We start from the raw sequence: 20,326 nt of genomic DNA, 5'->3' as shown, positions 1-20,326 counted from the left end.
ACGCGATGGATAAGGAACACGTTTTTTTTGAAAACTATGCCAAACACTGGGATCGGGACCGGAAAGAGAGCAAGGCCGTCTTATCGGAGTTTTTAAGACTCATGGCCCTGCAATCGGGCTCGAATGTCCTTGATGCCGGCTGCGGGACCGGCGTGCTGCTGCCCTATTTGGCCGAAGCCGTCGGCAGCGGTGGATTGGTAGAGGCCTTTGATTATTCTCAGCAGATGATCGACGTGGCTAAAGAGAAGTTTTCGTCTCTGCCAAACGTCGTCTTTACGACAGGCGACGTTCTTAAATATCATTTTGAGGCTAAGGGCTACGATGCCGTCTGCTGCCTTAATTTCTATCCTCATATTGCCGGTCACAGCCGCGAAGTCATTCGCCGCCTTTACGACGCCATCGTTCCCGGCGGCATGCTGGTCATCATGCACGATATGTCCCGCAGGGCCGTCAACGCCATTCACGGTGGCGCTCCCATCCTGCCGCCGGTGGATATCCTAGAAGAAAAATTGATCAGCGCCGGCTTTTCCGTCGTCGCAGCCCTGGATACGGATCAGTTTTATTTCATCAAAGTCGTAAAAGGTGCCGAAGCCGATGATTTTGTCTATGAAGACGACGCGCCTCTGACGGCAGAGCCGGCTCACGGTCAGGCCCACCATCATCACCATGCAGAAACGAAGCGGGTCATCAACCGCTTATCGCGGATTACGGGCCATATCGAAGCCATTAAGCGCATGGTCGAAGAAGACCGGGACTGCAGCGATGTCCTGGTTCAGCTGGCGGCTGTCCATTCGGCCATTGCCGGCGTCAGCCGGGTCATCTTAAAGGATCATATCGACCACTGCATCGTCGATGCCATTCGCGAACAAGACCAAGGGGCCGTAGAAAATCTCAAGAAGGCTATTAATACCTTTGTAAAGTAATGGTATAATGGAGCTATCCATTGTGAAAGGGTGTGACTGCCATGCAGTTTAGGGTATTAAACGGTGATATATCGGAATGGAATACCGACGGAATCATCTATTCTGCCAGTTCAACCCTGTTGCCGACAAGTCCCGTCAGTCGTGAGCTTCATCAAAAAGGAGGCCTCTCCTTTTCGGCGTCCTGCCGCCATATCGGCATGTGCCACGTCGGCCATGCCGTCATGACCCGGGGATTCCAGTTAAAGGCATCTTTCGTCATTCATGCCGTAGGGCCTTACTGGGCCGGCGGCAAGCGGGAAGAAGAAGAATCCCTCCTGTCGGCCTGCCGCGAGGCCTTGAGCCTGGCCCGGGAAAAGGGGCTGAAGGAGCTGGCACTGGCACCGCTGAGTTCGGCTGATAAAGGCTATCCTCTTCAGCGGGCAGCGGCAGCTGTCGTTCCCTTGTTGCTTACGGAAGGCGAGGGCTTTGATCGTCTGGATATCGTCTGTGCCGATTCCGAAGAACAGGCGGCCTATACGAAATCGGCCGTGTTCTACTGGCTTCAGGAGCTGAGCGAAGCTTCTTCCGATGAAAGAGGCGATTTGGCATCGAAGGTCTCGACGGCCCTGGCCTTGCTGCAGAGCCGCGAAGGAACGCCGGATCCCATCGCCCTTTCCGGGAAGGTCAAAATTGTAGACAGCCTGATTCAGCCTTTTTTGCAATGGGAACGACCGAGCCTGGCCGATATCGAGCAGACCGCTTCGAAGATACGGGCTCTGTATTCAGAAAAATCAAGAGAAAGGGGAGTAGCCCATGGCAGCGACCATAGGAACTCATGAAATGGACGCTTCCGTCCAGTGCCCGGCGTGCAGTGCGTCCGGACTATTCCATACCTGGGATGTCATCGACGCCGGTGACGCATCCTTAAAGGACAGGGTCCTTTTTGATGAAAATTTATTTTTCTATACCTGTCCGCAGTGCCAAAGCAAGATTCATATTGAAAGCAAGTGCCTCTATATCGATCGCAGTAAAAAAATGTTGATATGGCACATCCCGTCTCCTGATGAAAAAATCACCTTGGATGAGGTGCATCAGGCCTTAGGGACAACCTCTTTTGCAGAATACACCTGCCGGGCTGCCCTGACTTGGGGCGAATGGCGGGAAAAGATCATCGAATGCGAGGGCGCTTACGATGACCGTCTGTATGAAATCATTAAATATGGTGCCTATCAGCTCCTCAGCAAGGACGATAAGGAACGGCTTCCTTTAGATGCCTACCATATCGACTACGCCGATGATGACCATGATCCGGAACGCTTAGCCCTCATTTTCATGCGCAAAGATGAAAAAGGAATGGCCTATGTCTATCCCATTACAGAGAAACTGAAAGATGTGACCAAAGACATCTTCATGCCGATTCTCAATCAGATTTCCGGGGATGGTCAGGCGCAGTTCGAGCGCTTCGGCTATGCCTGGGCCAGCCAATTTATGACCTATCTCATAAAAGCTGCTGAGGCCGATGCCAACCGGGAAACGTACGGAAATCTCATCGGATTCTGGATAAAAACTATCGGTGAAGAAGTCTTTCAAACGGCGGTGAAGCCCCAGGCATAAGTTTGGGGGGAGACGGCTTCGCTGTCAGCTGAATAAGGGGCTCCATGGGAAAACAAGTCCTTATGGGGCAGTCCCTTTTTATTGACAGATTATTTTATAAAAAATATAATATTATTAATAGTTTAGGGTCCGATGGTACCTGTTTATCTATTGATGTTTAGAGAAGAAAGGGCGCATTTGATGTTTTCAATTTTAAAACGAATTATGTTGACTACGGTTATTGCAATTGGCTTTATGATTGGTTCCATGACGGTGACGGCCCAGGCCGATATGCCGCCGACGATTGCCGAATCGGCGTGTATGATTGATATCGATACGGGAAAAGTATTATATCAAGTCAACCCGACGAAGTGGGTCCATCCGGCCAGTACGACGAAAATCGTTACCTTGATTACGGCATTGGATCAGTACAAAGATAAACTCGATCAGCCGCTGCAGATTTCTTGGGAAGCCGCCAATACGGAGCCTTCCAGTCTGGGAATTGCACCGGGAGATCCTATTTCTATCCGTGAAGCCCTGCGGGGCATGATGGTCGTTTCCGGCAATGATGCTGCCGTCGCCGTCGCTCAGACCTTGGGCGGCTCTGTCGAAGGCTATTCCGAAAAGATGAATGCCGAAGCTGTTAAAATGGGGGCAGCTCATACTAATTTCGTCAATCCCAACGGACTGACGGCAGCCCACCATTATACGACGGCTCTCGACATGGCCAAAATGGCAGCCTATGGTATGAAGAATTTTCCGGAATTCCGGTACATCGTCGGCCTCAAGGCCTATGACGTTCATTATTTGGACGGCCGGGCGCCGAAACGGGTCACGACGACCAATCATTTCCTGACCAGCGGCTATCAAGGGGCCAACGGCATCAAGACGGGCTTTACCAACGCTGCCGGCGACTGCTTGGTCGCATCGGCTACGAGAGACGGTCATACCTTGGTGTTGGTCCTGTATAATGATGATAATCGCTGGACCGATGCACCGGCTATTTTGGATTATGGATTCCGTCGCCTGCAGACTGGGAACTAGGCGGATGTAAGCGTTTCTGAGGGGGGGATTGTTATGGCGCGTGTATTAATTATTGATCAAGACCGAATGATCGCTGCGATTGAGCGTGATTTTTTGGAGACGAACGGTTTCGACGTGGCCGTCGCCATGACAGGAAAAGAAGGGATGAAGCTTTTTGACGGAGGCGATATCGAGGCGGTCATCCTCGACGTTACCCTTTCCGATACCGACGGTTTTACCCTGTGCCGAAAACTGCGGGCCCTCAGCAACGTTCCCATCCTTTTCATTACGGCCTGCGACGCCTTGGAGGATAAGATAAAAGGCCTCAGCCTGGGTGCCGATGATTATATCGTAAAACCCTTTAATCCGTCGGAAATGATCGCTCGCTTAAAGGCCCATATCGACATCCATGAACGCCTCTTAGGCAGCCGACTTACGGATAATGACGACAGCAAGCCCGATATCCAAATCGGCGACCTGCGCATCTTCGTCAAACGCCATCAGGTATTTAGAGGAAGCCGGGAAATTACCCTGACGGGGAAGGAATTCAATTTGCTGTTATTTTTGGCACGCCATCCCAACCAGGTATTTTCTAAGAAGTATCTCTTTGAAATGATCTGGCATCTCGATGCCTTAGGTGAATTGGCGACGGTTACGGTTCATGTCAATCGCCTGCGGGATAAGTTGAATGAAGTAGAACCGCCGTTTACGGCGATTGAAACGGTTTGGGGAAACGGCTATCGTTTTCGCGTAGAAGAATAACGTACTGCTATTTGTGCAGTAATAAAAAAAGGGAGCCCTCGTAAGAGGGCTCCCTTCGTATTGCTTAGTAGTTCGTAGCTTGGATTTCAAAGAAGGATTGCGGATGAGCGCAGACCGGACAGATCTTCGGAGCTTCGTCGGCTTCTACGATGAAACCGCAGTTGCGGCATATCCAAGTCTTCTTTTCGGAGCGTTTGAATACCTGTTTCGTTTCGATGTTGTTGAGGAGCGCTAAATAACGTTCTTCGTGATGTTTTTCGATTTGAGCGACTTTTTCGAACAAGAAAGCAATCTTGTCGAAGCCTTCTTCGCGAGCTTCTTTAGCGAAGGTCGGATACATTTCCGTCCATTCGTAATGTTCGCCGGCAGCAGCATCTTTCAATGCGTCTACGTCGTTGGGCATTTCGCCGCCATGGAGAAGTTTGAACCAGATTTTAGCATGTTCTTTTTCGTTGTTGGCCGTTTCTTCAAAGAATGCTTTAATCTGTTCGTAGCCTGCTTTTTTAGCTACGCTGGCATAATAGGTGTACTTATTGCGTGCCTGGGATTCACCGGAAAATGCAGCCTGTAAGTTTTTTTCTGTTTTTGAACCTTTTAATTCCATAACTCAATTCCTCCTTATTTGTAATCAATTCATTGGGACGTTGTATTTCAAGCACCCCTCTGGGTTGCTATTATTGTAACACCTTTTGATTTTACTGTCAACGAAGAGCGATTCTTTGTTGATAAAAAGGAATAGGCCGAATCACTGATTTTTTTCGTTTGAAGCGCGATTATTGTCGTGAACATCGGAGGTTTCAGCCCGGGACTTGGTCTCTTGACGGTCCGCATCCTGCCGCTGTTCTTTACTACGGGAAGGGCGATCGGATGACTTTTCGGAATCGGAAGCTTCCTCCCGTCTGCTGCGGTTATCGCTGTCGTCACTTAGTTTGGAATCCCATTCGCTCTGGAGGTCTGTGCCGACTGTTTCGGCCGAATCTTTTAAATTGCCGTACTTGGCTTTAAATTGACTTTCGATTTCGGCAGCTTTTTCAGGATACATGGTCCGCAATTTGTCGAGCATTTCGGCCTTGCTGGCGTCGCCCTTATCTAAAGCGCCTTGGAGTTCTTTATATTCCTTATAATAAGTCATCCAGCGCTTCAAGGCCGGATAGTCGCTGCTCATGAAGGACGTGTAGCTGCCGAAGGCAAAGGCCAGGGTCAGGAAGAGGCAGATGATAACGCGTGCCATAGGTTAAGACCTCCTTCCGCGGGCTGCTGAATGGCAGGCCTGGCCGGCATAGCTGGCCGTTAAGGCGGCAAAGAGAACGGTCAATACCGTAAGAATACGGGTCATGACGGAAATGGTGGGAAGGGGCAAAAGGTCCGAATAGGCATAGGCGGGAATGAAGGAAATGGCAATGGAGGCCAGGATGACCAGGGTGAGGCCGACGTACAAGAAGCTGGCGGCGATGCCGAATAAGGTGCCGAGAATGTCTAAAAAGGGACTGGCAACGGCCTTGGCCGTGTTGTTGGCTCCGTCATTCCAATTAAAATCCCGCCCTGTTTCCCCATCGGGGACTTCGTAGGACCGACGCCGTGACGGCCGGGGTTCGTAAGACGGCTGGGGGCGTCGGGGCTGGCGGTAGTCGTCCCGTTCTTCCGGCGGATAATAGCGAGATGATGCTGTACCGGGACCGAAGTCGTCATAGTCTTGGTACGAGTCGTCATAGTCATCTCCCGGCAGGCGCGGGTTGTCTTCCGGGACGATGGGTTCGCCGATGTAATAGCGGTAGATATTTTTAGGATGACCGAGTTTACAGCAGATTTCTTCTTCCGATTTTCCTTGGCTGGCACCGAGGCGGAACTGCTCTTCACAGTCTTCGATGATTCCTTTTAAGTCATTTTTATCACTCTTGCGGAAATAATACCGCAGGAGATCCATAAATTCATTCTTTCTCATGTTTTTGGTCTAGAGGCCCTTCCTTTCTTACCGATTCTTCATAGCGCTGGTGAAATGACGCGCCGTACTGCCAGACTGCAATGGTGACAGCAGCTGTGACGGCGATGAGGATGAAGACACCGTAGGTTGGCATATCCGGTAAAAAGGCAATCGATGCCAGCGGTTCTTTTTCTAAGGCGATACAGACGGCTATCCAGCCCAAAAGGGCGACCATGCACAAGGTCAGGACAGAGCCGACAGCATAACAGAGTCGATATAATCGGTGCAGGGTTTGCTGGTTCGTCGATGACGTCAAAAAAATCCCTCCTCGTTTCTGTAATTATCCCTTATCTTAACACAGCCGCTGGGGACGGTCAATTGCCGCCGCTCTTTTGCGGTCCGGCGACTTGATATGCCGTGGTTCAGACTATATAATGATATATATGCATTATTTAGCTTTCCATATAGAGGAGGAATTTTAATGGCTGATTTTGTTCGTTACTATGTAGGTGATGTGGTGCAGATGAAGAAGGCCCATCCCTGTGGCTGCAACGAATGGGAAGTACTGCGCATCGGCGTCGATTTCGTTATCCGCTGCACGGGCTGCGGCCACCGGGTCATGATCCCCAGACCGAAGTTTGAAAAAGCCGTCAAGAAGCGGCTCCGGTCGAATGGTGAAGATACAGAAAAAGCGTAAAAAATTAGAAAAAGGTATTTTTATTTTTGGAACTTTGTGGTACAATAATCAACAGTTAATATTTTAACACTTTACTAAGATAAAGCACTAAAGAAAGGATGGTCATAGGATGAACTACAATACCTTGGATGGAGTGAAGATGCTCCACCACGATGAAATGCGCAATTATGACCGAATCCAGGGAAAAATCATTTCCGTCATCATGAACCACGGCTGTAAGATTATTGAAACGCCGAGTTTCGAAGATTACGATGTATACCGGGACTTCTTTCCCCAACTCCGCCAGCAAATGGTCAAGACCATCGATACCGACGGCCGGGTTCTCGTCCTGCGCCCTGATGTAACCTTGCCGGTCGTTGAAACGGCGGCCCGTGAATTTCCCCGGGCTAACCAGCTCATTAAATTCGGCTACGTCAGCACGGTCTTTCGCGAATATTACGGCCGGTCGACGTATGGTAAGGATTTTTTGCAGGGCGGCATTGAAATTTTAGGCGATTCCAGTCCGGAATGCGACGGCGAAGTCATCGTCACGGCAGCTGAAATCTTAAAGGCCGTCGGCGTTGAAAACATCCGCATCGACATCGGTACGGCGGCTTACACCAAGGCCTTGTTCGAAGGACTTCCCATTTCGGCAGAGCAGAAGGAAACGCTGAAGCGATATATGGCCGAACGAAACCTCGTCGCCTGTAAGTCTTATATCGAAACCCTGTCCCTTTCACCGGAAGCCCGTCAGGCCTTAGAAGCCCTGCCGGTCCTGTTCGGCTCCTATGCCCAGACCCTCAGCAAGGCCCGAGACTATTCGATTAACAGCGGCATGCTGAACGCCTTGTCCCGATTGGAAGCCGTTTACGACTACATCCTCTATGCCGGCTATGCCGATAAGGTTCAGCTCGACTTCGGCTTTGCCAGCCCCTTGGGGTATTATACGGATACGGTTTTTAAAGTTTATGTTGACGGTGCCTTGTACGATATCATCGACGGCGGGCGCTACGACCGCCTGTCGGGCCGCTTCGGCGTCGATCGTCCGGCCTGCGGCTTCGGCATGAACATCAACCTCTTGTATGAATATATGAGCGATGCCGGCCTCCTCGAAGATACGGAGCCGTCCTTTCAGTTAGCTGTTTCCTATACGACCAGCGATCAGCCGTTGATTAGGGATCTCATGAACTGGCGCAGTCGGGGATTCCGCGTGGCGGCCTATCCCGATTCTTCCTTTATCGACAGTGCTGATTACAGTATTCATGCCATATACCGCAACGGTTCGTATTATAAGGACGGCAAGTGCCTGACGGCAGATGACTTGGAAACATTGATGGGGAGGTTGTAAAGATGGCCATTCACATTGCCCTGGCTAAGGGCCGCATTCATAAAGCAGTCATGAAATATCTGGCCGACAGCGGCTATGAATTTCCGACGTATTCCGAAGAAAGCCGCCGACTCATTTTTGAAGATGCCAAGGGCCAGCTCAAGGTAACCTTGGTCAAGTCCCCCGATGTGGCGGTCTATGTTGAACGAGGGGCCGCCGACGTCGGCATTGTTGGGAAAGACGTCCTTCTTGAAGAAGCACCGGGAGCGGACGTCTATGAAGTCATGGACCTCGGCATCGGCTGCTGCCGCATGGCTGTCGCCGGTATTGCCGGGAAAAAGGTCGACATGAGCAAGCGCATCACCATTGGCACCAAGTATCCGCGCATTGCACGAAATTACTTTGAAGCCAATCATCACAGCGTGGACATCATCAAGCTCAACGGTTCTGTCGAATTAGCACCGATCGTCGGCCTGTCCGACGTCATCGTCGACATCGTGGAAACGGGAAATACGTTAAAAGCCAATGGCCTGGAAGTCCTGAATTACTTCATGGATTTCAGTGCCCGCATGATATGCAATCCCGTTTCGTTTAAAATGAAGTACCGTGACATTCAGCTGCTCATGGAAGTCATCCGTCAGCACAGCATGAAGGCATAAGTAGGGGGGAATCAACGTGGAATGGATAGATGTACCCGATAAGGGGCTGACCTTGCGCGATATTCGCCGCATTACCCGGCGCGATCAGGCAGAAAGTGAAGATATCCGCAAGGCTGTAGAAAAAATTTTAGCCGATATCGAACAGGGCGGCGACGCCGCTGTTCGTGCTTATACAAAACAATTTGATGGCGTCGACATCGAAGACTTTCTGGTATCTCCGGAAGAGATAGAGAAAGCCGTCGCGGCCGTCGGGCCCGAATTTATGAGTATCCTCGAAGAAGGGGCGGCCAATATCCGGGCGTATCACGAACGACAGGTAGAAAAGACCTGGTTTGATACCTTCCGTCCCGGCGTCCGCCTGGGTGCTAAGTTTACGCCCATCCAGCGCGTCGGCGTCTATGTGCCCGGCGGCACGGCGGCCTATCCGTCGACGGTCCTCATGGATACGATTCCGGCTCACGTTGCCGGCGTCCCGTCGATTGCTGTCTTTACGCCTCCTGCTAAAGACGGTTCGGTCAATCCTTATATCCTGGCAGCGGCCCACGTTGCCGGTGCGACGGAAATCTACAAAGTCGGCGGGGCCCAGGGCATTGCTGCCGCTGCTTACGGAACGGAATCCATCGATCCGGTCTTTAAAATCGTCGGCCCGGGAAACGCCTATGTGGCCATGGCCAAACGGCTGGTCTTCGGCACTGTCGGCATCGACATGATTGCCGGCCCCAGTGAAGTTGGCGTTCTGGCCGACCACGATGCCAACCCGGTTTGGATTGCTGCCGATCTCTTGGCCCAAGCTGAACACGACCGTCGGGCTGCCGTATTTTTGGTCACGCCCAGTGCCTCTTTTGCCAGTGCAGTGGAACGCGAAATCGCACGCCAGTTAGAAGAACTGCCGCGAAAAGATATCGCTTCGGAATCGATTGAAAAATACGCTAAATTCTTCATCGTCAAGAATAAGGATCAGGCCGTCGACATCATGAATCTCATTGCACCGGAACATTTGGAAATCGCCTTTAGCGATGCCGAAGCCTACGCTGAGAAAATCGTCAACGCCGGGGCTGTCTTCATCGGTCCCTACACGACGGAACCCTTGGGCGATTACTTTGCAGGACCCAACCATACCCTGCCGACTATGGGGACGGCTGCCTTTTCATCGCCTCTCGGCGTCTATGATTTCGTCAAGCGAAGCAGTCTCTTGTCTTATAATAAGGAAGCCTTTGAAGCCGTCGCCGATAAGGTCATCCGCTTTGCCAATGTCGAAGGATTACAGGCGCACGGCCTGGCTGTAAGGAGGAGAATCGATGAATAATAAGTGGCTTCGCCGGACCATCCAATCTTTTAAGCCCTATGCGGCTCCGGAAATAAATGAAAAAATCGTCATTGATGCTAATGAAAGTCCCTACAATGTCTTTGATTTTCCAAAAGTAAAGGCAGCCTTTATGGCCCGCATGGAAAAGACGCCGTCTTATCACTATCCGGATCCATTTGCCAATGAACTGCGGGGGGCTCTGGCCAAATACGCCGGCTGCGGGCCTGATGAAATCCTGGTCGGCAACGGCGGCGATGAAATCATCAGCCTGATTATGAACACCTTCCTCAATCCCGGCGATATCCTGCTCACCCATACGCCGACTTTCGATATTTACGGCCTCGATGCCGAAGTTCTCGGGGCTGAGATCGTTACCGTATCCGACCTCGACGGCTATCGCCGCGACTGCGACGGGTTCCTTGCAAAAGTGAAGGAACTGCAGCCCAAGGTGACCGTCCTATGCAATCCGAACAACCCCACGGGCGAACTGCTGCCCCTGCCCTACGTGGAAGCCGTTCTTCAGGCCTCGGAAAATCCTGTCGTCGTCGATGAAGCCTACTTGGAGTTTTCCGGAGTGCCCAGCATCATCACCAAGCTTTCCCAATACGACAACCTCATCGTCATCCGTACCTTGTCCAAGGCCTTCGGTTTGGCGGGCTGCCGCGTCGGTTACGGCGTCGCGCAAAAAGCCGTCATCGATGCTTTGAGCCTCACAAAGCTGGTCTATAATCTGAATGTCTTGTCTCAAAATGCGGCTTTGGCAGCCTTGGAATATGCCGATGAAATCTTGGCCCATAATGTGCCGCCGACCCTGGCGGCCCGCGATGTTTTCTGCAAATCGTTGGCGGATGTACCGGAAATTACGGTTTATCCCAGTGCAACCAACTTCGTCTTAATCCGTGTCCCTGACGGGCCGGCTATGGATAAGGCTCTTCGCGATGCCGACATTTCCGTCCGCTCTTATAAGGCCGGCAACCTTAAAAACTGCCTGCGGATTACCATTACGACGGAAGACGTCGTCAAAAAGGTCGTCGCTGTTCTGAAGGAAGGGGTGAAGAACGATGCGTAGCGCTCAAGTTGAACGGGAAACGGCGGAAACGCAGATTGCCGTATCTCTCAATGTCGACGGGTCCGGAACTTTTGGCGGGTCGACGGGCATCGGCTTTTTCGACCACATGATGAACCTTTTGGCCTGCCACAGCGGCATGGATATTACCCTTCACGTCCACGGCGATCTCGATGTCGACACGCATCATGTCCTGGAAGATTTGGCCATCGTCTTTGGCGATGTTTTGACCAAGGCTTTGGGTGACAAGAAGGGAATTCACCGTTACGGCATGTTCTACTGCCCTATGGATGAAGCTTTGACGCGGGTCGTCATCGACCTCAGCGGCCGGCCGTACCTCGTCTACGATGTGAAGCTGAAGGTAGAACGAATCGGCGCCTTTGAAACGGAAATGCTCCGGGAATTTCTCTACGCCCTCTCCGTTCACGGCCGCATGAACCTTCACGTGACCAACTTATACGGCGAAAACGCCCATCACATCGTCGAGTCGGTCTTTAAAGCCTTGGGCCACGCCTTGAAGGAAGCCGTCCGCATTGACGGCGATGAAAACAGTGTCTTATCGACAAAGGGGGTGTTGTAATGAAGATTGCCGTTATTGACTATGAAGTCGGAAATCTGGCCAATGTATATAATGCCTGGAAGCGCCTCGGCATCGAAGCTTCCATTACCCGCGATGCGGCTGTCATCCGCGATGCCGACCTCATCGAACTCCCCGGCGTCGGTGCCGTCCGCGATGCCATGGGAAATTTGGAAAAATTCGACCTCATCCCCCTCCTTCAGGAACAAGTGAAGGCCGGGAAGTTCTTTATGGGCGTCTGCCTGGGGATGCAGCTCCTCTTTGAAAAGAGCTTTGAAGACGGAACACATCCCTGCTTAGGTTTTCTGCCCGGTGATGTCGTACCCTTCCACACTAAGCTGAAGATCCCTCACATGGGCTGGAATGCCTTGGAGTTTCAACAGGACCACTGGCTTAAGAAGGACCTTCCAAAGGAACCTTACGTCTATTTCGTCCATTCTTATCATAAGTCACCGGCGACGACGCCCGATGTCATTGCCACGGCGGACTACGGCGAATCGGTGCCGGCCATCTGCGGCCTGGACAACGTTCTGGGATTCCAGTTCCATCCGGAAAAGAGCGGCCGTGTAGGCGAACAGCTCCTTAAAAATGTCATCGATTACGTTACGCAGGAAGGATGAGACCATGATTGTATTTCCCGCTATTGATATCCAAAACGGCCGTGCCGTCCGCCTGCGCCAAGGCGTAAAGGACGACAGTACGACCTATTTTGACAATCCCGTTGAAGCCGCCGTAAAGTGGGCTGATGAAGGCGCTCTCTTTCTCCACGTCGTCGATCTGGACGGTGCTTTTTCCGGGAGTCTTGCCAACGCCGCGCTTATCGGCGAAATTTGTGAAGCCGTCGATATTCCTGTCGAAGTCGGCGGAGGCATCCGTAGTGAAGAAGCGATTGAAACTTATTTAGAGGCCGGTGTCAACCGGGTCATCATAGGCTCTAAGGCTGTAGAAGATCCGGATTTTATGGCCGCCATGGCTAAAAAGTACGGCTCTTCTTTGGCCGTATCCATCGATGCTAAGGAAGACGTCGTCGCTACTCGCGGCTGGGTCGACGGCAGCGATAAACGCGTTCTGCCTTTTGCTCAGTCCATGCTGGACCTCGGTATCAACACCCTGATTTATACCGATATCAGCCGTGACGGCATGCTGACGGGCCCGAATTTTACCATGCTCGGCCAGCTCCAGCAGCTGCCTTACATCCGCCTCATCGCTTCCGGCGGCATGAGCAGTATCGATGATTTGAAGAAGCTGCAGTCCATGGGCATCTACGGAGCTATTACCGGAAAAGCGCTGTACGAGGGGAAGATTACCATGGCTGAAATCCGCAGTTTAGGGGGGATGTAAGATGTTGGCAAAACGAATTGTGCCCTGCCTCGACGTCCGCAACGGCCGCGTCGTCAAGGGCCGTCAGTTTAAACACCTGCAGGATGTCGACGATCCGGTCAGTTTGGGGAAATTCTATTCCGACCAGCTGGCCGACGAACTCGTTTTTTACGATATTACGGCGACCCATGAAAAGCGCCAGATTTTTCTCGACGTCGTCCGCGCCGTGGCCGAAACGATAACCATACCCTTTACAATCGGCGGCGGTATCAGAAGTATCGACGATTTCCACCAGGTACTGCGGGCCGGGGCCGATAAAGTGTCAGTCAACTCGGCAGCTGTCCTGCGTCCGGAGTTGATTCGTGAAGCCGCCCAGCGCTTCGGCAGCCAGTGCGTCGTCCTATCTATCGACGCCAAGCGCGACAGTCATGGCAGCTGGCAGGTATACGTCGAAGGGGGCCGCAAGAATACGGGCATCGACGCCATGGCCTGGGCTAAGCAGGGCGTCGCCTTAGGGGCCGGCGAAATCTGCATGAATTCCATGGATGCCGACGGGGAAAAGGCCGGCTTTGACTTGGAATTGAACCGCCGCCTGGCAGCGGAACTTCCCGTGCCGATCATTGCCTCCGGCGGGGCCGGTACGATGCAGGATTTCAAGGACGTCTTCGATACCGGCGTCGATGCCGCCTTGGCAGCTTCGGTATTTCACTTTGGCCAAATCGACATTCCCGATTTAAAGGTCTATTTACAGGAACAGGGAATTCCCATGAGAGGGGCAGAAGTATAAATGGATAGTGTATCGATGAAAGATATAAAATTTGACAGTCGGGGACTGGTCCCGGCCGTCGTCCAGGAAGGCTGCAGCGGGAAAATCCTGATGGTAGCTTATATGAATGAAGAAGCCCTGCGGCGCACCGTTGAAATCGGTGATGCCTGGTATTACAGCCGCAGCCGAAATGAACTGTGGCACAAGGGCGAAACGTCGGGCCATTTTCAGCGCGTCCGCTCCATTGCCGTCGACTGCGATGCCGACACGATTTTATTGACTGTCGATCAAATCGGCGCCGCCTGCCATACAGGCCATAAATCGTGTTTCTTCCGCGCTATGACGGAATGGGAAAAAAGCTATACCGGAAGCCTGTCCATCTTGTCCGATCTCAGTCAGGAAATCAGTGATAAACGGGTTCATCCGACGGAAAAATCCTACACGTCCTACTTGCTGCAGACGGGTATTGATAAAATTTGCAAGAAAATCGGCGAAGAGTCGGCCGAAGTCATCATTGCGGCCAAGAACGCCGATCCCGTTTCTGATGATGACTCCGAAAAAGCTGCCGACCTTCGACTCGAAGTCTGCAAGGAGTCGGCTGACTTACTGTATCACCTGGCTGTCTTGTGGGAAGATACAGGGGTTACGGTCAACGACGTCATGAAAGTATTGGAAGAACGGTCTCATGTCAAGGGGAATAAGAAGACCGTCGGCCATTTAGATAAGACGTTTTAAGAAAAAGGAGTCTTATGAAAAAAGTAATTTTTGACGTCGACGGCGTCTTACTCAGTGAAAAAAGATATTTTGACGTATCGGCCCTGGTCCTTTGGGAATGGTACGGAAGTGATCGGTACATGAATTTAGGCCATGAATCGATTACGGCCGATCTCAGTGATGACGCCATTGACAGCCTTCGCCGGCGGTTTTGGAAGGACGATGTCATCTTACTGTGGCTCAAGAAACACGGCGTCAACAGCAACTGGGACATGGTTCACGCCCATTTGGTCGTCACCTTGTGGATCCTTTTAGAGTCTTATAAGGGAGATCGCCGTATCGCCGATATCACCTTAGATAGTCATGACGAGATCCGGCAGCTGGGAGCGTTATTACAGGAGTATGACCTGCCGACTGCCGATGACGTCTATGAGCGTCTGGCTGAAGCCGTACCGGATGAGGCCGGTAAGGACGATGTCTTTTCGTATCTGACGGAAGCCGTTGCTGCGTCGCTGGGCGAGGGGACGAGGCAGTGGACGCCCCTTCATTCGCCCTTATGGGAGTTGGCTTTTGAAGCCTTCCAGGACTGGTACTTCGGCGATGATCTCTATGAGCAGACTTATGGGAAAAAGCCTTATGCGCCGGGAAAGACGGGCTTTCTCACGCGGGAAGAGCCCTTGGGTACGGTCGACGGCATCCGCTCGATGTTTCGCGAGCTCAAACGCCGGGGCTACGACATCGCTATCGCGACGGGGCGGTCGCGGGCAGAAATGGAAATCCCCTTCCGTACGTATGGCTGGCTGGCAGAATTTGATGAACACTACGTGGCAACCTACAGTGACGTCGAAGAAGCTGAAGGCATGCTGCACCTGTCCCTCGATAAGCCGAATCCTTTCGTTTATTGTTTGGGGGCCTTTGGGAAAGATAAGGCTCACTACGGCGACTATGTGAGCCGCATGAAAGACTTTAAAGAAGGTACGTACTATGTCGTCGGCGACTCCCTGGCCGATGTGTGGTGTGCCAAAGCCTTGGGTGCCGTCATGATAGGGACTTTGACCGGTATCGACGGAGCCGATGCCAGAGCTATGTTTGAACAGGAACGGGTTTCCCATGTCGTCACGGCTGTTGAGGATATTTTAGATATTTTAGTATAGGACTTATGTATGAAGATTACAGAAATTGAAGTCGGGAAAATTGCCATCCCCTTAAAAACACCTTTCATTACGGCCCTGCGCCGCGTCGATGTGGCTGAAGACTTAGTCGTAAAAGTTCACACCGATGACGGTCACGTCGGCTACGGCAATGCGCCGGCAACGGTCGTCATTACCGGCGACAGTCACCAATCGGTAGCAGCTGCTGTACAAAACGTCATCGGGCCGAAACTGATCGGCATGGACATTGACGACCGCGAAATCATTTTAGAGACGATTCAAACGGCTATGGTTCACAATACGTCGGCCAAGGCGGCCCTCGACATCGCCGTTCACGATCTCTTCGGCCAGCACTACGGCCTGCCCCTCCATCGCTTTTTTGGCGGCCGCCGTCAGCGCATCGCCTCGGACCTTACGATCAGCGTCAATCCTCCGGACGTCATGGCAGCCGATGCGGTAAAAGCCGTTCAGGACGGGTACCATCATTTGAAGCTGAAAGTCGGCATCGACAGTGCCGTTGACTTCCAGCGCGTCGCCGCCATTCGACAAGCTGTCGGGCCGGATATCGCCATCCGCCTCGATGCCAATCAGGGCTGGAAGCCCAAGGAAGCCATCCGCCTTATCCGGAAAATGGAAGACGCGAACCTTGCCATTGAGCTCGTCGAACAACCGGTACGGGCATCAGATTTTGAAGGCCTGAAGCAGGTAACAGATCATGTCGATACGCTGATCATGGCTGACGAATCGGCCTTCAGTACGAGCGATGTATTTCGCCTCTTGACCATGCGGGCCTGCGACTTGCTGAATATAAAGCTCATGAAGGCCGGCGGCCTCGGACCGGCGGCTAACATTGCGGCCATGGCGGACGCTGCCGGTGTCGAATGCATGATGGGCTGCATGCTGGAATGCAAAATTGGCATCACGGCGGCAGCGGCCTTGTCGGCCGGGACGGCAGTCATTACGAAAAATGATTTGGATGCAGCCGACCTCATGGCGGCAGACCCGATTCACGGCGGCATTACCTATGATGGGGACCGGCTCGTCCTCTCGGAACGGCCGGGCCTTGGAATTGAAAATGTTGAAGGCTGGACCCTTTTTTAACGGAAAGGGGCCGGCTTTTTTCAGTTGACACGATGGCTGACATTTTTTATAATAAAAAAAGTATCATACAGTTTGTTAAAGAACCCTTCCGGCTTGTGCAGCAGGTCTGAAGGGTTCTTGTACGATGAATCCATTTATGAATCGAGGAGGATACATGCGTTTACGAAGAAAACCGTGGATTGACGAGGCTATCAAGGAGTACAGTGATTTTCTCCACCTCGACGATTGTCAAATCTATAAGGGGAAGTGGCATACGCTCTTTGACTCCCCGGAAGCGCCGCTGTGGGTAGAACTTGGGACCGGCAAGGGAAACTTCATTTCCCAATTGGCTCAGCTTCACCGCGATGTCAACTTCATCGGCATTGAAATCCAGGCCGGCGTTCTCTATTATGCCGGTAAGAAGTGCGCTGATGCCGAAGTCAATAATGTGCAGCTCCTGCGCTTTGATGTCGCTCGTTTGGAGGATATTTTTGAGCCCGGAGAAGTCGACCGCTTCTTCATCAATTTCTGCGACCCCTGGCCTAAAAAACGCCATGCCAAACGACGTCTGACCTACCGCAGCTTTCTCGACCGCTATGCCCGCCTCTTAAAGGAAGGCGGCAAGATTTACTTTAAGTCCGACAATGCCGGTCTTTTCGATTTTACGCTGGAAGAATTTAAAGCCTGCGGATGGCCCTTGTCGGAAGTGACCTATGATTTGCATAACAGTTCGGTATTGAATGAAGCGATGACCGAATATGAGGCTAAATTCAGTGCCAAAGGACAGCCTATTTTTCATTGTGTTGCCACACGCCCACAGGAAGTGATAGCTCATGTTGTCGAAACAGATGAATGCCGAAACGAAGGCCCGGAGGAGTAATCTCCTTTGGATGCTGGCCTCCATATCCCTCTTGATTGTCATCGGCTTGGAAAATATCCTCAGCTCGACCTTTGTCCTCGACGAAGGGGCATCCCTGTCCGGGTATTTAGGCAAGCAGCTGATGTTTTTAGGCGCCGGTCTTGTCGCTGCCCGGATCCTTTGGGGCAGGGGATATCAGTTTATCCGCCGCTGGTGCAGTAAGTTCGCGCTGTTTAATATCCTTTGCCTCATTGCTGTTAAATTCGTCGGCATTACCGTAAACGGCGCCCGGCGCTGGCTGGGTTTCGGAGCCGTCTCTTTTCAGCCGTCGGAATTTGCCAAGTTGGCAGCTATCGTAACGATGGCCGCAGCCATTGCTTTTTATTTAGAGCGCCATGGCAATAAGGAATTGATGTCTCTTCATTTGCGGAACATCTTTCCCATCGATAAGTTGGAACGAAAAATTCCTTTTGGGAAGCGGCTGTTTAGGCTTTTTTTGCATCGCTACGGCCTGTTTGCTTTTTTTCCGACCCTCTTTTTTGCCTTCTTGGTCTTACTGCAGCCCGATGCCGGGACGGCTATCGTTATCTTTCTTCCCGTCCTTATGATGTTTTTTTGCTGCGAACTTACGGTGATTCACACTAAATTTTCGACGAAGCAGCGCATTGCTTTTGGACTTGCTCTTGTCGCCATTATTGCCCTCTTCGTCTATCTTTTTGCCCACTCCTACCAGATGATGCGAATCGTTACTTGGTGGGATCCCTGGCCCTATAGTCAGAGCAGCGGCTACCAGACGGTCCAAAGCTATATTGCCGTCGGCTCGGGCGGTGTCTTTGGTCAAGGCATGGGGACCGGGATCAGTAAGTTCAATTACCTTCCGGAAGCCCATACCGACTTTGCCTTTGCCGTCATCGCTCAGGAATGGGGCCTTATCGGGGGCGTTGTCGTATTGTTTTTGTTCTGCAGCCTCTTGTCCGTCGGTGTAAAGACGGCTGTCCGCTGCCGCGACCGGTTTGGCACCTTCCTGGCTTTGGGGATTACCTTTTCTCTCTGCGGACAGGGCCTTATCAATATGGCTATGGTTACGGGCGTTGTCCCCGTCGTCGGCGTACCGCTGCCCTTTATCAGTTATGGCGGCTCTTCGCTTATTTTAAATATCATTTCGGCTACCTTTTTACTGCGCATCAGTTATGATAATTTTTGTGAAGCCGAAGCAGGGCAGAATGAGCCCGAACAGGAGCCGTTCTGACGGGCGGCTCCCAGTAAAACCTGTTTTTATAAGAATATCTGTCTTTAATGGGAGGAGATTGCATGCAACAACATAGGGTTATACACGTAGAAGAACGGCTTCCCTTACTGCCGACCATTCCTTTGAGCCTGCAGCATTTATTTGCCATGTTCGGTTCGACGGTATTGGTACCGTTCCTGCTTCATGTCGATCCGGCGACGGCTCTTTTTATGAACGGCGTCGGCACCTTGTTGTACCTGACTATTTGTAAATGGCGGCTGCCGGCCTATCTCGGCTCCAGCTTTGCTTTTATTTCTCCGGTCCTGGCGGTTACGGCTGCACCGGGCATGACCTATGGCGATGCCCAAGGGGGCTTCATCGTCTTCGGCCTGTCCTTTATCGTTCTGGCAGCTGTTGTCGACCGAGTAGGGACGAAGTGGATTGACGTCCTGTTCCCTCCGGCTGCCATGGGCTCCATCGTCGCCATCATCGGCTTGGAACTGGCACCCTTAGCTATGAACATGTCAGGCTATATGGGCGAAGTCCAGGGCATGTCCAATGAAACGGCCATGATCATCTCGACCTTTACCCTTATCGTCACCATTTTGACGACTGTCCTCGGCCGCGGATTTATCGGTATCATTCCTATCCTCATCGGTGTCATTGCCGGTTATATCCTGTCCTTCTTCATGGGGGTCGTCGACTTGACCCACGTACAGGAAATGCCCTGGTTTGCCCTGCCGACCTTCTACAAGCCGGAATTTAACTTCAGTGCCATCATGATGATTATGCCGGCCTTGTTCGTCGTCCTGGCTGAACACTTGGGCCATCTCTTCGTTACCAGTGATATCGTCGGCCGCGATCTTATTGCTGATCCGGGCCTTCACCGCTCGCTCTTCGCCGACGGCGTATCCAACGTCCTTTCGGGCCTCGTCGGTTCGACGCCGAATACGACGTACGGTGAAAATATGGGCGTCATGGCCATTACCGGCGTATACAGCACCTGGGTCATCGGCGGCGCTGCCATCTTTGCCATCCTCTTTTCTTTCATCGGCAAGATAGCGGCTCTCATCCATGCCATTCCGACTCCGGTCATGGGCGGCGTCTGCATCCTCTTGTTCGGCTTCATTGCCGCATCAGGCCTGCGAATGCTGGTTGAAAAGAAAGTCGATTATACTCGTTCGAAGAACCTTATTTTAACGGCAGTCACCATGATTTCCGGTCTCAGCGGTGCTACCGTTGTCCTCGGACCGGTCCAGCTCAAGGGTATGGGCCTGGCAACGGTCGTCGCCATGATCATGAGCTGCGTCTTCCTATTCTTTGAAAAAATCCATTGGGCCAACGAAGAATAAAAAAAGTATCTTCCCATTGGTCTGTAAGGGCTGCTTTTGGCGGC

General features: G+C 52.0%; 24 protein-coding genes. 20 read left to right on the top strand and 4 right to left on the bottom strand.

What is annotated here, in order from left to right; translation table 11 throughout:
• Positions 1 to 5 precede the first annotated feature (5 nt).
• From QZQ46_RS00285 to QZQ46_RS00265, 5 genes are all read left to right on the top strand, one after another.
• Positions 6 to 923 (top strand): metal-sensing transcriptional repressor, encoded by a 918-nt coding sequence (locus tag QZQ46_RS00285; protein WP_296825971.1) that lies wholly within the window; start codon positions 6 to 8, stop codon positions 921 to 923.
• Between the two features lie 41 nt (positions 924 to 964).
• Positions 965 to 1,741, top strand: coding sequence for a macro domain-containing protein (locus QZQ46_RS00280; RefSeq protein WP_296825970.1), 777 nt, complete (start codon positions 965 to 967; stop codon positions 1,739 to 1,741).
• Positions 1,716 to 2,516 carry a CpXC domain-containing protein gene (locus tag QZQ46_RS00275; protein WP_296825969.1) on the top strand — a complete coding sequence of 267 codons (801 nt, stop codon included), beginning with the start codon at positions 1,716 to 1,718 and terminating at the stop codon, positions 2,514 to 2,516. The genes QZQ46_RS00280 and QZQ46_RS00275 overlap by 26 nt, the downstream gene beginning before the upstream one ends.
• Positions 2,517 to 2,696: 180 nt before the next feature.
• Entirely contained in the window at positions 2,697 to 3,539 is an 843-nt protein-coding gene (locus QZQ46_RS00270; protein ID WP_296826047.1) for a D-alanyl-D-alanine carboxypeptidase family protein, read from the top strand.
• A 33-nt stretch (positions 3,540 to 3,572) separates the two neighbouring features.
• Complete coding sequence (locus QZQ46_RS00265) at positions 3,573 to 4,280, top strand: response regulator transcription factor (protein ID WP_296825968.1); 708 nt, start codon at positions 3,573 to 3,575, stop codon at positions 4,278 to 4,280.
• A 64-nt stretch (positions 4,281 to 4,344) separates the two neighbouring features.
• Here QZQ46_RS00265 and rbr read toward each other — a convergent pair whose 3' ends face one another.
• From rbr to QZQ46_RS00245, 4 genes are all read right to left on the bottom strand, one after another.
• Positions 4,345 to 4,884, bottom strand: a complete 540-nt coding sequence (gene rbr / locus QZQ46_RS00260) for a rubrerythrin (RefSeq protein ID WP_296825967.1) — start codon at positions 4,882 to 4,884, stop codon at positions 4,345 to 4,347.
• A 141-nt stretch (positions 4,885 to 5,025) separates the two neighbouring features.
• Positions 5,026 to 5,511, bottom strand: a complete 486-nt coding sequence (locus QZQ46_RS00255; protein ID WP_296825966.1) for a hypothetical protein — start codon at positions 5,509 to 5,511, stop codon at positions 5,026 to 5,028.
• Between the two features lie 3 nt (positions 5,512 to 5,514).
• Positions 5,515 to 6,222: a DUF1700 domain-containing protein gene (locus tag QZQ46_RS00250; RefSeq protein ID WP_296825965.1), complete on the bottom strand. Its 708-nt coding sequence runs from the start codon at positions 6,220 to 6,222 to the stop codon at positions 5,515 to 5,517.
• Positions 6,209 to 6,517 carry a hypothetical protein gene (locus QZQ46_RS00245; RefSeq protein WP_296825964.1) on the bottom strand — a complete coding sequence of 103 codons (309 nt, stop codon included), beginning with the start codon at positions 6,515 to 6,517 and terminating at the stop codon, positions 6,209 to 6,211. Before QZQ46_RS00245 ends, QZQ46_RS00250 begins: the two co-directional genes overlap by 14 nt.
• Before the next feature lie 165 nt (positions 6,518 to 6,682).
• Here QZQ46_RS00245 and QZQ46_RS00240 point away from each other — a divergent pair, with 165 nt between their 5' ends.
• The 15 genes from QZQ46_RS00240 (at position 6,683) to uraA (ending at position 20,282) form a co-directional block, all read left to right on the top strand.
• Positions 6,683 to 6,898 (top strand): DUF951 domain-containing protein, encoded by a 216-nt coding sequence (locus QZQ46_RS00240; RefSeq protein ID WP_296825963.1) that lies wholly within the window; start codon positions 6,683 to 6,685, stop codon positions 6,896 to 6,898.
• Positions 6,899 to 7,007: 109 nt separating this feature from the next.
• On the top strand, positions 7,008 to 8,225 hold the full coding sequence (locus QZQ46_RS00235; RefSeq protein WP_296825962.1) for an ATP phosphoribosyltransferase regulatory subunit: 1,218 nt from the start codon (positions 7,008 to 7,010) through the stop codon (positions 8,223 to 8,225).
• A gap of 2 nt (positions 8,226 to 8,227) precedes the next feature.
• Positions 8,228 to 8,863, top strand: a complete 636-nt coding sequence (gene hisG, locus QZQ46_RS00230; protein WP_296825961.1) for an ATP phosphoribosyltransferase — start codon at positions 8,228 to 8,230, stop codon at positions 8,861 to 8,863.
• Positions 8,864 to 8,879: 16 nt separating this feature from the next.
• Positions 8,880 to 10,169 (top strand): histidinol dehydrogenase, encoded by a 1,290-nt coding sequence (gene hisD / locus QZQ46_RS00225; RefSeq protein WP_296825960.1) that lies wholly within the window; start codon positions 8,880 to 8,882, stop codon positions 10,167 to 10,169.
• Positions 10,162 to 11,238, top strand: coding sequence for a histidinol-phosphate transaminase (gene hisC / locus QZQ46_RS00220; RefSeq protein ID WP_296825959.1), 1,077 nt, complete (start codon positions 10,162 to 10,164; stop codon positions 11,236 to 11,238). Before hisD ends, hisC begins: the two co-directional genes overlap by 8 nt.
• A complete protein-coding gene (gene hisB, locus QZQ46_RS00215; protein ID WP_296825958.1) occupies positions 11,231 to 11,815 on the top strand; it encodes an imidazoleglycerol-phosphate dehydratase HisB in 585 nt (194 codons plus the stop codon). The genes hisC and hisB overlap by 8 nt, the downstream gene beginning before the upstream one ends.
• Positions 11,815 to 12,432, top strand: coding sequence for an imidazole glycerol phosphate synthase subunit HisH (gene hisH / locus QZQ46_RS00210; RefSeq protein WP_296825957.1), 618 nt, complete (start codon positions 11,815 to 11,817; stop codon positions 12,430 to 12,432). Before hisB ends, hisH begins: the two co-directional genes overlap by 1 nt.
• A 4-nt stretch (positions 12,433 to 12,436) precedes the next feature.
• Positions 12,437 to 13,153: a 1-(5-phosphoribosyl)-5-[(5-phosphoribosylamino)methylideneamino]imidazole-4-carboxamide isomerase gene (gene hisA / locus QZQ46_RS00205; protein WP_296825956.1), complete on the top strand. Its 717-nt coding sequence runs from the start codon at positions 12,437 to 12,439 to the stop codon at positions 13,151 to 13,153.
• Position 13,154: 1 nt separating this feature from the next.
• Positions 13,155 to 13,919 (top strand): imidazole glycerol phosphate synthase subunit HisF, encoded by a 765-nt coding sequence (gene hisF, locus QZQ46_RS00200; protein ID WP_296825955.1) that lies wholly within the window; start codon positions 13,155 to 13,157, stop codon positions 13,917 to 13,919.
• Positions 13,920 to 14,633, top strand: a complete 714-nt coding sequence (gene hisIE, locus QZQ46_RS00195; RefSeq protein WP_296825954.1) for a bifunctional phosphoribosyl-AMP cyclohydrolase/phosphoribosyl-ATP diphosphatase HisIE — start codon at positions 13,920 to 13,922, stop codon at positions 14,631 to 14,633.
• A gap of 14 nt (positions 14,634 to 14,647) precedes the next feature.
• Positions 14,648 to 15,766, top strand: a complete 1,119-nt coding sequence (locus QZQ46_RS00190; RefSeq protein WP_296825953.1) for an HAD family hydrolase — start codon at positions 14,648 to 14,650, stop codon at positions 15,764 to 15,766.
• Positions 15,767 to 15,775: 9 nt separating this feature from the next.
• Entirely contained in the window at positions 15,776 to 16,864 is a 1,089-nt protein-coding gene (locus QZQ46_RS00185) for a dipeptide epimerase (RefSeq protein ID WP_296825952.1), read from the top strand.
• A gap of 154 nt (positions 16,865 to 17,018) precedes the next feature.
• Positions 17,019 to 17,723, top strand: coding sequence for a tRNA (guanosine(46)-N7)-methyltransferase TrmB (trmB, locus tag QZQ46_RS00180; protein WP_296825951.1), 705 nt, complete (start codon positions 17,019 to 17,021; stop codon positions 17,721 to 17,723).
• The gene (locus tag QZQ46_RS00175) at positions 17,677 to 18,951 is read left to right on the top strand and encodes an FtsW/RodA/SpoVE family cell cycle protein (protein ID WP_296825950.1); all 1,275 of its coding nucleotides are present in this window, start codon (positions 17,677 to 17,679) and stop codon (positions 18,949 to 18,951) included. Before trmB ends, QZQ46_RS00175 begins: the two co-directional genes overlap by 47 nt.
• A gap of 62 nt (positions 18,952 to 19,013) precedes the next feature.
• A complete protein-coding gene (gene uraA, locus QZQ46_RS00170) occupies positions 19,014 to 20,282 on the top strand; it encodes a uracil permease (protein WP_296825949.1) in 1,269 nt (422 codons plus the stop codon).
• The last annotated feature ends 44 nt before the right edge of the window (positions 20,283 to 20,326 follow it).

The organism is uncultured Megasphaera sp. (assembly GCF_900539295.1).
GTDB lineage: Bacteria > Bacillota > Negativicutes > Veillonellales > Megasphaeraceae > Megasphaera.
Note: the sequence above shows the minus strand (reverse complement) of the source record. Positions and strands in the feature narration are given on the sequence as shown.

What these genes read in the sequence shown, in the direction of transcription:
- hisG (WP_296825961.1), top strand. Translation starts at nt 8,228, where the DNA reads ATGGCCATTCACATTGCCCTGGCTAAGGGCCGCATTCATAAAGCAGTC.
- hisA (WP_296825956.1), top strand. Translation starts at nt 12,437, where the DNA reads ATGATTGTATTTCCCGCTATTGATATCCAAAACGGCCGTGCCGTCCGC.
- QZQ46_RS00250 (WP_296825965.1), bottom strand. Translation starts at nt 6,222, where the DNA reads ATGAGAAAGAATGAATTTATGGATCTCCTGCGGTATTATTTCCGCAAG.
- uraA (WP_296825949.1), top strand. Translation starts at nt 19,014, where the DNA reads ATGCAACAACATAGGGTTATACACGTAGAAGAACGGCTTCCCTTACTG.
- QZQ46_RS00235 (WP_296825962.1), top strand. Translation starts at nt 7,008, where the DNA reads ATGAACTACAATACCTTGGATGGAGTGAAGATGCTCCACCACGATGAA.
- QZQ46_RS00255 (WP_296825966.1), bottom strand. Translation starts at nt 5,511, where the DNA reads ATGGCACGCGTTATCATCTGCCTCTTCCTGACCCTGGCCTTTGCCTTC.
- QZQ46_RS00185 (WP_296825952.1), top strand. Translation starts at nt 15,776, where the DNA reads ATGAAGATTACAGAAATTGAAGTCGGGAAAATTGCCATCCCCTTAAAA.
- QZQ46_RS00190 (WP_296825953.1), top strand. Translation starts at nt 14,648, where the DNA reads ATGAAAAAAGTAATTTTTGACGTCGACGGCGTCTTACTCAGTGAAAAA.
- trmB (WP_296825951.1), top strand. Translation starts at nt 17,019, where the DNA reads ATGCGTTTACGAAGAAAACCGTGGATTGACGAGGCTATCAAGGAGTAC.
- QZQ46_RS00280 (WP_296825970.1), top strand. Translation starts at nt 965, where the DNA reads ATGCAGTTTAGGGTATTAAACGGTGATATATCGGAATGGAATACCGAC.
- QZQ46_RS00270 (WP_296826047.1), top strand. Translation starts at nt 2,697, where the DNA reads ATGTTTTCAATTTTAAAACGAATTATGTTGACTACGGTTATTGCAATT.
- rbr (WP_296825967.1), bottom strand. Translation starts at nt 4,884, where the DNA reads ATGGAATTAAAAGGTTCAAAAACAGAAAAAAACTTACAGGCTGCATTT.
- QZQ46_RS00240 (WP_296825963.1), top strand. Translation starts at nt 6,683, where the DNA reads ATGGCTGATTTTGTTCGTTACTATGTAGGTGATGTGGTGCAGATGAAG.
- hisB (WP_296825958.1), top strand. Translation starts at nt 11,231, where the DNA reads ATGCGTAGCGCTCAAGTTGAACGGGAAACGGCGGAAACGCAGATTGCC.
- hisH (WP_296825957.1), top strand. Translation starts at nt 11,815, where the DNA reads ATGAAGATTGCCGTTATTGACTATGAAGTCGGAAATCTGGCCAATGTA.
- QZQ46_RS00265 (WP_296825968.1), top strand. Translation starts at nt 3,573, where the DNA reads ATGGCGCGTGTATTAATTATTGATCAAGACCGAATGATCGCTGCGATT.
- hisF (WP_296825955.1), top strand. Translation starts at nt 13,155, where the DNA reads ATGTTGGCAAAACGAATTGTGCCCTGCCTCGACGTCCGCAACGGCCGC.
- QZQ46_RS00175 (WP_296825950.1), top strand. Translation starts at nt 17,677, where the DNA reads ATGTTGTCGAAACAGATGAATGCCGAAACGAAGGCCCGGAGGAGTAAT.
- hisIE (WP_296825954.1), top strand. Translation starts at nt 13,920, where the DNA reads ATGGATAGTGTATCGATGAAAGATATAAAATTTGACAGTCGGGGACTG.
- hisC (WP_296825959.1), top strand. Translation starts at nt 10,162, where the DNA reads ATGAATAATAAGTGGCTTCGCCGGACCATCCAATCTTTTAAGCCCTAT.
- QZQ46_RS00285 (WP_296825971.1), top strand. Translation starts at nt 6, where the DNA reads ATGGATAAGGAACACGTTTTTTTTGAAAACTATGCCAAACACTGGGAT.
- QZQ46_RS00275 (WP_296825969.1), top strand. Translation starts at nt 1,716, where the DNA reads ATGGCAGCGACCATAGGAACTCATGAAATGGACGCTTCCGTCCAGTGC.